Source organism: Pedobacter sp. KLB.chiD (genome assembly GCF_047040275.1).
In the GTDB taxonomy this organism is placed as follows: domain Bacteria; phylum Bacteroidota; class Bacteroidia; order Sphingobacteriales; family Sphingobacteriaceae; genus Pedobacter.
The window spans coordinates 2,296,077-2,309,563 of the sequence record NZ_CP178207.1; the positions used below are offsets into that span (position 1 = coordinate 2,296,077).

Below are 13,487 nucleotides of genomic sequence, written 5' to 3' on the forward strand. Positions count from 1 at the left end.
TAAGGTTTATTTCTTAAAATGCTCAATGATCAATGTAGCCAGTTCCGTACCGATACGTTCCTGAGCTTCATTTGTAGAGGCACCAATGTGCGGTGTTAAAGAAATTTTTGGATGGGTTAATATTTCAGCCAAGGGAGTAGGCTCGTTATCAAAAACATCTAAACCAGCGAAAGAAACCTGACCAGTATTTAGTGCTTCAATTAAAGCCGGCTCATCAATTGTTCCACCGCGAGAACAGTTTACAATACCAACACCCTTTTTCATTTTGGCAAATTCTTCAGCACCTAAAATAGGCTTGTCAGCAAATGGTGTATGCAAGCTCAGGAAATCGCTGCCAGAAATTACTTCTTCTAAAGAAACAGTTTTAATCGGTATACTTACCGATTTTCCGCCTTGAAATTCCAAGGTAATTTCTGATTCTGAAGGATACAAATCATAAGCCAGAACATTCATCCCTAAGCCTAAAGCTACTTTTGCTGTCGCACGGCCGATACGTCCAAAACCGATAATTCCGATAGTTTTACCACTTAGCTCGGTTCCTTTGGCATAAGCTTTTTTAAGGTTATTAAACTGGGTAGCACCTTCAACAGGCATTTTACGATTGGCATCCTGTAAAAATCTGATACCGGTAAATAAGTGAGAGAATACCAATTCAGCTACTGATAAAGAAGAAGCAGCTGGCGTATTTACTACTGCAATGCCTTTACTGCGTGCATATTCTACATCAATATTATCCATACCAACTCCACCTCTACCAATTAATTTGATGTTTGGTACAGCATCAATCAGTTCTTTTCTAACTTTTGTTGCACTACGCACGGTAATGGCATCATAGTTTTTTAAAGCTTCCGCTAATTGATCTTGCGCAATAGTTTCAGTATCTACCTGGAAACCTGCTTTTTCTAATAACTCTTTTCCGATCGGATCAATTCCGTCGTTTGCTAATATTTTAATCATTGTATATATGATGGCACAGATTAAACGATTAATCTTCTGTGGTGATAATTTTAAATTAGTTTGCTTTTGCCTGTTTTTCTTCGAATGCCTGCATCGCATCAATTAGCGCATGTACACTTGTGATTGGTAAAGCATTGTACATGGATGCACGGAAACCACCAACACTTCTGTGGCCTTTAATGCCTACAATACCTTGCTCTTCTGCATATTTCAGGAATGGTTTTTCCAATTCCGGATTTTCCATTACAAAACAGATATTCATTCTGGAACGGTCTTCAACAGCACAAGTTCCTTTAAATAAAGTATTACGATCGATCTCTCTGTAAAGTGCTTCCGCTTTTTGCTTATTTTCTTTTTCAATTTCAGCAACTCCACCTTTGGATTTTAACCAACGTAAGTTCAACAAAGCCACATAAATTGAAAAAACCGGAGGCGTATTGTACATGGAGTCATTATCAATATGTGATTGATAATTCAACATCGAAGGAATTTTACGATCGATTTTACCTAGCACCTCATTTTTAACGATAGCAATGGTTAAACCTGCCGGACCCACATTTTTTTGAGCACCTGCATAAATCAGATCGAATTTAGATACATCGATCACACGGCTCATGATATCAGAAGACATATCGCAAACAACCGGAATGTTTGTTTCAGGTACTTCGAAAAGCTCAGTTCCATAAATGGTATTATTTGAGGTATAATGGAAATAAGCGCTATCGGCAGGGATTTCAAAATCCTTCGGAATAAAAGTGTAATTTGCATCTTTAGATGATGCAACTACATTTACATTGCCGATAAATTTAGCTTCTTTCAATGCTTTGCTTGCCCAAACACCGGTATCTAAATAACTTGCTGTTTGTCCATCGCCCAATAAGTTCATTGGCACCATGGCAAACTGTAAACTTGCACCCCCTTGTAAAAATAAAACGGAATAACCCGATGGCACATTTAATAATTCTTTTACCAACTTACCAGCTTCTGCAACAACTGCCTCAAATTCGGTTGTCCTGTGCGAAATCTCTAAAATCGATAATCCATCGTTAAAATCTAAAACAGCCTGAGCGGCTTGTTTAAACACTTCTTGAGGTAAAATACAAGGGCCTGCGCCAAAATTATGCTTCATCTTATTATATAATGTTTTATGGGCGTAAATGTAAAATTTTTATAGCAGTTATGCCTATAAAATCGTCACCTAAAAAATTAAATTTTGTTAAAAAAAAGCTAAAAATCGAAGGGTTTATTGCAGTTTTTACAATTAAACCCGTCAATCCAGATATCCGATATTCAAATGGTTTTAAAAAGCAAAAAAGTAGATTATAGGTTGTGGAATTAAACGTTCAGTTTTCCCATTAGCTAATTTTTTAACCTGACAATCAACTTAAGGTTAAACTGCCTACCGGTTAAATAATTTGGAATCGCATATTGAACATTATTTACATCTTTTAACCATAGATAAGAAACCGTATTGTTGATGTTGAGCATATTAAAAATCTCAAAAAAAAGAATTACGGAATTAAAATTTCTATCCAGGAATTTTGGTTTATGTATGGCTGCATCATCTAAAAAATCTTTCGAAAAGCCGATATCTACCCGCTTGTAGGAAGGGATATAAAACTTATCCAAATACCTTGGTGTTTGTGACGGGCCGATTGGCAAACGTGAGCCATAAAGTGCATTAAGGTGAACTTTGTAAGTGGGGCTATTCAAGAGCTTATCCTGAAAAAATATTGAGAAATTTAGGCGCTGATCTGTTGGCCTTTTTAAATAACCCGGATAAATGATCGTTCCATTCTGAACATAACTATCGCCCAAAATATCTTCGTTGGCATGCATCACCGACATCCTGAAATAAGATACCAGATCTTTAACAAACTCACCACCTATACTAAAGTCGGCACCGTAAGCGTAACCATTCGATACTTCGTTAGCCAGGTATTTAATTCGAAGGTTATCTATTTTGTATGGAATTAACCGGTCTGAATATTTAAAATAAACCTCAGAAGTAAATTTTAAACGGGTTCCAAAACCGTCGAAAGCATAATCATAACCTATAGAAGTGTTGTAAGAGCGTTGTGCCTTCTGACCTATATTTAATATGCCTGAGAAATCTCTGATGGTCCGGTACGAGGGTGGCTGATTATAAATACCTGCAGTAAACCGCAGTATTTTATTATTGGAGCTTGGCCGGTAAGCAATTAACATCCTCGGACTAATCAGCAATTGTTTGCTCAACGAGCTGTAGGTAGCCCGCGCCCCCAGCTGTAACTCGGTCAAACTGGAAAGTGAATAACTATCCTGAATATAAGCGCTATAATTTTTAATATCAAGGTTGTTCTTAACATTAATTAAGTTCTGTAAAGTAATATTTTTCGAATTATTGGGCAAAATATATCCCGCAGAATCGGTATAACTGTATTCATTCAGCTGATCAATATACCTGGACTGATCGGTTTTCAGTCCCCATGAAAAAACATGACTGTTAAAGTTCTGATCGACCTTTATTTCTGAAGTAAAAACCCTGGTATTTAAACTGTTACGACCATAATTATAATAAATACCGATACCTCTGCTTTTGCTAACCTGTCCAAAATTTTCTCCGTAAAAGTTATTATCTACTTCTGCAAAAATATAGCTCCCGTTAATATCGAAACGCTCGCGTTCAATGGTACTAAAATAGCTGTTTATAAATTTAATCACCAAATTGGGCTTAGGCGAATAAGCAGCAGTAACAGCACTGCCAAAAGTTTGATAATCGTCTATTTCCTGCCCTGTATAATCAACATCCAATTTCAATTTAGTACTTAAGGTACCAAACTGGGTTTCGCGATTGGTAGGCAGTAACTTAAACTGGCCAACATTGAAATTTCCTAAAAAGCTGATGTTAAATTTGGGTGAAAAATCATATTGATAAAGTACCTGCGCATCAGCATAATCAGGATTATAGCTTCCTTTTTCATCCTGCTTAATCAAAACACTTGTATTATTCTTGTACCGCAAACCTGCAAGTAAAAAGCTATGCTTGAATATCCGCTTAGTGCTTAATGAGGTATTTAAGAAACTTGTACTCAAGATGGTTTGGTTGCTATCCGGTTTTTCATACCTGATATCTAAAACCGATGAAAGTTTGTCTCCATATTTAGCTTCAAAGCCACCTGCAGAGAATTTTGCCTTACTTACCAGGTCCGAATTGATAAAGCTCAACCCCTCCTGCTGTCCGTTACGGATCAATACCGGTCTGTTAATTTCTACATCATTAATGTAAATCAGATTTTCATCAAAATTACCTCCACGAACACTGTATTGAGCACTTAATTCGTTATTCGTAGATACACCCGGCAGGGTTTTAAGCATGGTTTCAAAATTGCCTGAAACCAATGGCATCACAGAAAAATTACCGATATTAAGAGTAGTGGTATTACTTAACTGATTCTGTTTGTTGGCAATATTAACCTGTTCCAATTCATTAATGTTGGCAATTAAGCTTATCTGCTTTGTAATCCGCGCACCAATCCGTTCACTAAACTCAACTGTTTGAGGTTGGTAGCCCAAAAGCGAATATTTGATACTAAAAGTTTTCGATTTGGAATAGATAGTATATACACCAAATTCATCAGTAACCGTAGATTGCGCTTGTCCTAAAACACTTACGGTAACCTGAGCCAAGGGCAACTTTTCGTCACTATAAACTATTCCGGAAACCCTAACTAAAGGCTGGGCTACAGCAAAGCCGGGACCAGCAATTAAAAGAACCAGGATGAGCTGAAATTTGAGCATTTTAGTATCAAGACAAATATATCAGGTAGTAAGACTGCGTGCCTTATACTGAAAACGATTTAGCAATATAACAGTTAGCAATTAAATACTTATCACGCTAGCGGTTAGGCTTTTCATTTTGGAAATAGTTTCTGTCGGATTATCTGTGGCAAAAATCGCATTTCCGGCAACAAACGCATTTGCACCAGCTGAAACTAATGCAGTAATATTCTGTAAATCCACGCCACCATCAACCTCTATCGTCAAATTTTCATTTACGCCTTGGATTAAGACTTTTAAATCCTTTATTTTCTTGTAGGTATTGTGAATGAAGGCTTGTCCGCCAAATCCCGGATTAACGGACATGATCAGCACCAGATCAAGATCTTCGATCACATCCTGAAGCAAGTTAACAGGTGTATGCGGGTTTAAAGCTACGCCTGCTTTACAACCAGAAGCTTTAATTAGCTGTATGGTTCTATGCAAATGGGTACAGGCTTCATAATGCACCGTAATTCTGCTTGCACCTGCCTTGGCAAAATCATCAATATATTTATCGGGTTCCACAATCATTAAATGTACATCCAATGGTTTAATAGCATGCTTTTTCACAGCCGCCATTACCGGGAAACCAAAAGAGATATTCGGAACGAAAACACCGTCCATCACGTCAACATGGAACCAGTCGGCGTCACTTTGATTAATCATTTCAATGTCGCGCTGCAAATTGCCAAAATCGGCTGAAAGTATGGATGGGGCTATGATGTATTTCATTTAATTATTTATTAGTCATTTAAATTTTAAATTCTGCTATTGGCTTTTAAAGCAAAATTTATCAACGGCCGTCACCCTGATCCGATAGCTATCGGATTCGTTTCAGGCTCCTGATAGCAAGAAAGACGCTGAAATAAATTCAGCATGACGCTACGATGCAAGTTACAAAAGATGTGTGAAAGTTTTTAATTAGAAAGGCGAAGTTACTTTTATATCATAAAAAAACCCCTCCAGTAAACTGAAAGGGTTTGTATAATTTGAGATGCTGAATCAAGTTCAGCATAACGATTAACCAGTTAGGCTTTTGGTGCAGCTGGTTTTTCTGGCCTTGGCAGTAAAACTTTACGGGAAAGTTTCATTTTACCTTGTTTATCGATGTCTAACAATTTAACCTCGATTTTATCACCTTCTTTCAATACACCGTCCATGGTTTCTAAACGCTCCCAGGAAATTTCAGAAATGTGTAATAGACCATCTTTGCCTGGCATTACTTCAACAAATGCACCAAATGGCATAATTGATTTCACTTTACCCTGGTAAATTTCACCAATTTCTGGTTTGGCGACAATATTACGGATACGGGTAACCGCTGCATCAATCGAAGCTTTGTTATCAGCAAATACTTCAACGATTCCTTTACCTTCAACTTCTTCAATAGAGATTGTAGCACCGGTTTCGCGTTGCATTTCCTGGATAATTTTACCTCCAGGGCCTATGATTGCACCGATAAATTCTTTATCAATTGTTAAAGAAACAATACGAGGTGCATGTGGTTTGTAATCTTCATTAGGCTGACTGATGGTTTTCTTCATTTCGTTTAAGATATGTAAACGACCATCTTTAGCCTGTAATAAAGCTTTAGTTAACACTTCGTACGATAAACCATTGATTTTTAAATCCATCTGGCAGGCAACAATACCATTTTCTGTACCGGTTACTTTAAAATCCATATCACCTAAGTGATCTTCATCACCTAAGATATCGGAAAGTATAGCGTATTTACCTGTTTTCTCATCGGTAATTAAACCCATGGCGATACCCGAAACCGGAGATTTGATTTTGATACCTGCATCCATCAATGCTAAAGTACCTGCGCAAACAGTTGCCATTGATGATGATCCGTTAGATTCTAAAATATCCGAAACCACACGGATGGTATAAGGATTTGCCTCGCCTTGTGGTAATACTTTTTTCAACGAACGCTGAGCCAGGTTACCGTGACCAATTTCGCGACGGCCAGCACCTCTGTTTGGTCTAACCTCTCCGGTAGAGAAGCCAGGGAAATTATAGTGCAATAAGAATTTCTGGTAGCCATTAAAGAAAGCACCATCAATCATTTGCTCATCATCTTTACCTCCCAAAGTAACCGAAGTTAACGATTGGGTTTCGCCGCGCGTAAATACAGCAGAACCGTGTGCAGCAGGTAAATACCCTACCTCACTCCAGATTGGACGGATTTCGGTAGTTTTACGTCCATCTAAACGGATGCCTTCATCCAATAACAAGTTTCTGATCGCATCGTACTGAACATCATGATAATAATGTTTAGCCAATGCTTTGGTCAAATCAGCAGTATCTTCAGGCATGGCCTCAAAGAATTCGTTGATGATTGCGGTAAAACCTTCTTTACGAACATCTTTATTACCGCCGGCTTTCGCCACTGCGTAAACTTTATCGTAAGTATCAGCGTAAACCTTTGCTTTTAAATCAGCATCGTGGTCTTCGTGATTGTATTCACGTTTAATGGTTTTACCTGTGGCTTCGGTTAATTCAACCTGAACAGCGCATTGAACTTTAATGGCATCATGTGCAAATTTTAAAGCCTCAACCATTTCATCTTCCTGGATTTCATCGCACTCACCTTCCACCATACAGATATCGTTGGCAGAACCGGCAACCATAAATTCAAGTGTTGCACGCTCTAAATCGCTGGCAAATGGATTAATGACCAGTTTACCATCAATTTTAGCCACACGTACTTCAGAAATTGGCCCGTTGAAAGGAATATCAGAAACTGATAATGCAGCCGAAGCGGCTAAACCCGCCAAACAATCCGGCATGATATTTTTATCAGCAGAGATCAAAGAAATCATCACCTGTGTATCAGCATGATAATCTGAAGGGAACTGTGGACGCAAAGCTCTGTCTACCAAACGGGAAATTAATACCTCGTAATCAGATAATCTGGCCTCACGACGTAAAAAGCCACCTGGAATACGGCCTGTCGCCGCATATTTTTCCTGATAATCAACCGATAACGGTAAAAAATCAGTACCTGGTTTAGCACCAACCGTAGATACAACTGTTGCCAGCAACATGGTATCTCCCATTTTTACTACAACCGAACCATCAGCCTGTTTAGCCAGTTTACCTGTTTCAATTTCTACAATTCTGCCATCGCCCAAATCGAACGATTTTTTTATTACATTCATTTAAAAATTATTATGATCTGTTTTTCCTCTTTCGAACAGATCGGGTTTATATATTCGAATTTATTTATTATTTCTTAGTAAAATAGCCCCAGCGATTGCGCAAAGCCCAAAAAATGTAGCTGCTCCATCGTTAATGTGAATACCTGTAAATGGTATAGACAGATATAATACAAGAAATAAAATCGCTGGTAAAAATAAAATTATTGCAATAATTTTTAGTAATCTGTTTATGATCATTTTCAAATAACGTAAGAACGAAAAAAAGCCATTCCCTAAAGAATGGCTTTCGTTGATAAAATTCGCTTATTTTTGTTTAATGATATCACGAAGCGATAAAGCTTTGATGATAGCACGATAGCGCTCAATATCTTTTTTGTATAGGTAAGCCAAAATACCGCGGCGCTTACCTACCAATTTTTGAAGTGACAACTGGGTAGAGAAATCTTTACGATTTTTCTTTAAGTGTTCTGTTAAGTGCGCAATACGGTATGTAAATAACGCTACCTGACCTTCTGCAGAACCAGTATTGGTTTCTACTTCGCCGTGTTGTTTAAAGATTTCGGCTTTCTTTTCTGGACTTAAATACATTTCTTGAATAATATTAAAGCAATAAAAATTAATTAATTGTGGGTGCAAAGATAAGGCTAATTTTATTTATTAGCAAGTGTTTATTAAATGATGAACAAGTTCATTTAACTCTTCAAAATAAGCGAGGTTTGGTTCCATCGTATAACTTAGCCGTCGCCACACTGAAATATTTTAAAAACACCTCATCCTGAGGCACGAAGCATTTTTTTCATGACCTGCAGATGCTTCTTGCCGTACATGACAGCATAATTCAACGATACTTCATATTTTACTGAGCCAGGTTAGAGTAATAAGGCGGTACTAAAATTACATGATATCCAGTAACAAAAGCATTTCAGGATTTTCTTTATCAAAAGACATAAAGCAAAATTATATGGCTGGTTTACGAATGACAAGCCCTTTGCTTTGAGGAGATTTTAATGGTTTACCACCATTCATCATAACAGAAATATGGTTGAGTTGCAGAACCCCAAAAAAACGCTGTTCAGGGGTATAGCTCAAATAAATAGCATCACGTTCCTCAACAATTGTTTCGCGTGGAGTATTAATATCATATAACTTCAGCTTTCCCATTTCATCTCAAATAGACAAAAAGCAAGCAATACTTGACATTGCCAATATTAAATCCCTTAATTTGTACAAAAACATTTACCCTTGGAAAAGAATCAATACAGCATTTTCGAAAGCGAATTACGTGTCCGTCCGGATGATATCGATATGTTTAACCATGTACATAACAGCAAATACCTGGATTATGTATTGGCCGCCCGTTATGAGCAGATGGAAAAATTTTATGGTATGCCCTGGGAACATTTTACCCGGCAAGGTTTAGGATGGGTGGTAAGCCATGTGGATATTAATTTTAAGCGCCCGTTATTGATGAATGATTTAATGTTGATCAGGACTGGCATTTTAGCAATGAGCGATAAGGGCTGCTCGGTGCAGTTTGAAATCATCAGCAAAAAAACCGGAAAAATAGCTTCTGATGGTATTTTTGACTATGTGCTTATCGACTTAAATACAGGCAGAGGAACAAAAGTTACCGACGAAATGATAGTAGCATATAGTATTTAGTCGTACCTGATTCAACTGTTCTTTCGGTCGAAATCGAGAAATCCTTAAAACCGTTTAATTCAACGTTCAAAGATTTCTCTGTTACACTGCGCTTCAGTCGCAATGACGAAATCCGTGAGTTCTATGTTTCCGTGGCAAAAATCTGAAAATCAATCATCAAAATTTGACAATAGAAATTTTTACTTATCTTTGCCACATCAAAAGGAAAAAACCATGATAGTATCTGCAATCCGTTTGAGGTTCTAAAATAACCGAGGATTCCCTCCAATTTTAATTTAGATATGTACGCTTAAGGGCGTATCATTGGTTTATACACAACTTTTTATTTATATTTATATGTCACAGTCTACAAAGGCACAGGGCAAACTATCGTCATTTTTCGATATCCTGTTACAGTCTTTAAAAGGTCATGAGCTTGACTTAACTTCAATCAGCATTAAACGCGCAATTATTTTATTGGCCATTCCGATGATGTTGGAAATGGCTATGGAATCGGTTTTTGCTTTAGTCGATCTCTATTTTGTTGGCCACCTGGAAAATAGCAGTCATGCTATCCAAACCGTAGGATTAACGGAATCGGTTTTAACCATTATATATTCATTAGCCATTGGTTTAAGTATGGCTGCAACTGCCGTAGTTGCACGGCGAATTGGAGAGAAAAATCCGGAAGCAGCATCAAAAGCTGGTATTCAGACCATTTTAATAGCCGTTTTCCTGAACATTATCATTACTATCGCTGGTTTAATTTACGCCAAAGATATCCTGTTGCTCATGGGTGCTTCAATAGAAACAGCTAAGCAAGGTGTTGCGTTCGTTCGCATTATGATGGGCGGAAGTATCATTATCGTCCTATTGTTCTTAATTAACGGAATTTTTCGGGGTGCAGGTAATGCTGCAATTGCGATGCGGAGCTTGTGGATCGCCAACATAGCCAACATCATCCTTTGCCCTATTCTGATCAACGGTTTGGGCCCAATACCTGCTTTGGGTTTAACAGGTGCGGCAATTGCCACTACTATTGGTCGTGGTTTGGGCGTGATCTATCAGGGGTATAATCTGTTCAGCGGTAAAAATGCCTTAAAAATCCGCATCCGCCACTTTATTCCAGATGGGGAACAGATTAAAGCCATTATAAAAATTGCTGCTCCAGCTATTTTTCAGTTTGTTATTGCCAGCTGTAGCTGGGTATTTCTGGCCGAACTGGTAGCTACCACAGGTGGCGATACCGGCTCGGCAGGTTATCAAACCGCACTGCGCCTGATGATGTTTTTCATGCTACCGGCATGGGGCTTAAGCAATGCAGCGGCTACTTTGGTTGGACAGAATTTAGGTGCGGGGCAGATAGACCGCGCAGAAAAATCGGTATTCCAGACTTTGAAATACATCATCATTTTTATGGCAATTGTAACTGTGCTGTTCTTAACCTGCGGACATTTGTTCGCGGCATTTTTCACTGCGGATGAAAATGTGATTGCAGTTGCCGGTGAAGCTTTAAGAATTTTAAGTATTGGTTTTGTGATTTATGGAGCCGCAATGGTATTCAATAGTGCATTTAATGGTGCTGGCGATACCTGGACACCGACTAAAATTAATGTATTTGCCTTCTGGCTCTTCCAGATTCCCCTGGCCTACTTTTTGGCAAAATACTTAGAAATGGGCCCTACAGGTGTTTTTATTGCGATTCCGACGGCAGAAGCAGGAATTGCAATAGCAGCTTTTATTCTGTTTAAAAGAGGTAAGTGGAAGAAAACAGTGGTATAAACGACAAGAAACTATTCGGAGATCAGATTTTGTTTTGATAGGAAAACCGCCCCAGGCTCCACTGTCTATTGTTGAATAAACATGACTGTAACGGCATCCTTTTGGCTAAATCATTTTGATGGTTTGAATACCATTATGGCCAAAAAGATATAGTAAAAGGCTGGGCTATACTAGCCGGAATGCAACCGTATTTGCTTTACAGATGGTAAAAAAAACCAAATTTTTACCACCATAAAAATTCAGGAGTTTCACATTTAGTTACAACTTACAATTTCCATTAAAAAACATATCTTTGCGCAAAGATGAAGCATATACGTAATTTTTGCATTATTGCACATATCGACCATGGTAAAAGTACCCTGGCTGATAGGTTATTAGAATATACAGCGACGATTTCGCAGCGTGAAGCGCAGGCGCAATTGCTCGATAACATGGATTTGGAGCGCGAGCGGGGCATTACCATAAAAAGTCATGCCATACAGATGAACTATAAAGTTGGGGGTGAGGAGTATATTTTTAATTTAATTGACACACCGGGCCACGTAGATTTCTCGTACGAGGTTTCGCGATCAATTGCCGCCTGCGAAGGTGCCTTGTTGATCGTTGATGCCTCGCAAGGCATACAGGCACAAACCATTTCGAATTTATACCTGGCGTTGGAGCACGATCTGGAAATTATCCCGATCCTGAATAAAATGGACTTACCTGGCGCTATGCCAGAAGAGGTAAAAGACCAGATTATTGATCTGATTGGCTGTGACCGTGATGATATCATCCCTGCTTCAGGTAAAACAGGAATGGGAATTCCTGAAATTTTACAAGCTATTGTAGATAGGGTTCCGGCTCCGGTAGGTGATACTGAAGCTCCGTTACAGGCGTTAATTTTCGACTCTGTATTTAATTCATTCCGGGGAATTATCGCTTATTATAAAGTGGTAAACGGCGAAATTAAAAAAGGCGATAAAGTAAAATTTATTAATACGGGCAAAGAATACCTGGCTGATGAAGTGGGTATTCTGAAACTGGATATGGCTCCGCGTAATGTGGTTAAAACCGGCGATGTAGGCTATATTATTTCCGGAATCAAGGAAGCACGTGAGGTAAAAGTTGGAGATACCATTACAACCGTTAGCAGGCCGGCAGACGGCGCCATTCAAGGTTTTGAAGAGGTTAAGCCAATGGTATTTGCCGGCATCTATCCTGTTGATACGGAGGATTTTGAAGAATTACGTGAAGCGATGCATAAGCTGCAGTTAAATGACGCTTCTATCGTTTTCGAACCCGAAAGTTCTGCGGCTTTAGGCTTTGGTTTCCGTTGCGGTTTCCTGGGCATGTTGCACATGGAAATTATCCAGGAACGTTTGGAACGTGAATTCGATATGACCGTAATTACAACCGTACCTAACGTTTCCTATGTAGCACATACCACGAAAGGTGTAGAAATTACAGTAAATAATCCCTCTGATTTACCGGACCCAAGCAAACTGGATTCTGTTGAAGAGCCCTTCATCAAAGCCAATATTATTACCAAAGCAGAATTTGTTGGTCCGGTAATGTCGCTTTGTATTCAGAAACGCGGAATTATTGTGAATCAATCCTATTTAACGTCTGATCGTGTTGAATTGATTTTTGAAATGCCAATGGGCGAAATTGTCTTCGATTTTTATGATAAACTGAAAACCATTTCCAAAGGTTATGCCTCATTCGATTACCATCAGGTTGGCTACCGTAAATCGGATTTGGTTCGTTTGGATATGCTCATTAATGAAGAGCCTGTTGATGCCTTATCTTCATTGATTCACCGTAGTAATGCTTACGATTTTGGCAAGAAAATCTGCGAGAAATTGAAGGAACTAATCCCGCGTCAGCAATTTGAAATTAAAATCCAGGCTTCGATCGGTGCTAAAGTTATTGCCCGCGAAACTTTGAGTGCGCTACGTAAGGATGTAACCGCGAAATGTTATGGCGGTGATATTTCCCGTAAACGCAAGTTGCTGGAGAAACAGAAAAAAGGTAAAAAACGCATGCGCCAGGTGGGTAACGTAGAGATTCCACAATCTGCATTTATGGCGGTTTTAAAATTGGATTAGATATAGAATCAAGATACAAGTATGAGGTAGCAAGACAAATTGTTCGACCTGA

The 13,487-nt window shown here is 38.6% G+C and carries 10 protein-coding genes; 3 read left to right on the forward strand and 7 right to left on the reverse strand.

What is annotated here, in order from left to right; translation table 11 throughout:
* Positions 1-6 precede the first annotated feature (6 nt).
* The 7 genes from ACK1I8_RS09320 to ACK1I8_RS09350 all read right to left on the reverse strand — a co-directional run bounded on the left by ACK1I8_RS09320 (position 7) and on the right by ACK1I8_RS09350 (position 9,083).
* Positions 7-957, reverse strand: coding sequence for a D-2-hydroxyacid dehydrogenase (locus tag ACK1I8_RS09320; RefSeq protein ID WP_412469056.1), 951 nt, complete (start codon positions 955-957; stop codon positions 7-9).
* Positions 958-1,012: 55 nt separating this feature from the next.
* On the reverse strand, positions 1,013-2,086 hold the full coding sequence (gene serC, locus ACK1I8_RS09325; RefSeq protein WP_412469057.1) for a 3-phosphoserine/phosphohydroxythreonine transaminase: 1,074 nt from the start codon (positions 2,084-2,086) through the stop codon (positions 1,013-1,015).
* Between the two features lie 230 nt (positions 2,087-2,316).
* Entirely contained in the window at positions 2,317-4,737 is a 2,421-nt protein-coding gene (locus ACK1I8_RS09330; RefSeq protein ID WP_412469058.1) for a carboxypeptidase-like regulatory domain-containing protein, read from the reverse strand.
* Between the two features lie 81 nt (positions 4,738-4,818).
* On the reverse strand, positions 4,819-5,490 hold the full coding sequence (rpe, locus tag ACK1I8_RS09335; RefSeq protein WP_412469059.1) for a ribulose-phosphate 3-epimerase: 672 nt from the start codon (positions 5,488-5,490) through the stop codon (positions 4,819-4,821).
* A 296-nt stretch (positions 5,491-5,786) separates the two neighbouring features.
* Complete coding sequence (gene pnp, locus ACK1I8_RS09340) at positions 5,787-7,922, reverse strand: polyribonucleotide nucleotidyltransferase (protein WP_412469060.1); 2,136 nt, start codon at positions 7,920-7,922, stop codon at positions 5,787-5,789.
* Positions 7,923-8,225: 303 nt separating this feature from the next.
* The gene (gene rpsO / locus ACK1I8_RS09345; RefSeq protein ID WP_025146265.1) at positions 8,226-8,510 is read right to left on the reverse strand and encodes a 30S ribosomal protein S15; all 285 of its coding nucleotides are present in this window, start codon (positions 8,508-8,510) and stop codon (positions 8,226-8,228) included.
* A 369-nt stretch (positions 8,511-8,879) separates the two neighbouring features.
* Positions 8,880-9,083 (reverse strand): hypothetical protein, encoded by a 204-nt coding sequence (locus ACK1I8_RS09350; protein ID WP_412469061.1) that lies wholly within the window; start codon positions 9,081-9,083, stop codon positions 8,880-8,882.
* 81 nt (positions 9,084-9,164) lie between these two features.
* On the opposite strand from ACK1I8_RS09350, the gene ACK1I8_RS09355 reads away from it, so the two are divergent.
* From ACK1I8_RS09355 to lepA, 3 genes are all read left to right on the forward strand, one after another.
* Positions 9,165-9,584, forward strand: a complete 420-nt coding sequence (locus ACK1I8_RS09355; protein ID WP_412469062.1) for an acyl-CoA thioesterase — start codon at positions 9,165-9,167, stop codon at positions 9,582-9,584.
* 336 nt (positions 9,585-9,920) lie between these two features.
* Entirely contained in the window at positions 9,921-11,345 is a 1,425-nt protein-coding gene (locus ACK1I8_RS09360; protein ID WP_412469063.1) for an MATE family efflux transporter, read from the forward strand.
* 302 nt (positions 11,346-11,647) lie between these two features.
* Complete coding sequence (gene lepA / locus ACK1I8_RS09365; RefSeq protein WP_412469064.1) at positions 11,648-13,435, forward strand: translation elongation factor 4; 1,788 nt, start codon at positions 11,648-11,650, stop codon at positions 13,433-13,435.
* The last annotated feature ends 52 nt before the right edge of the window (positions 13,436-13,487 follow it).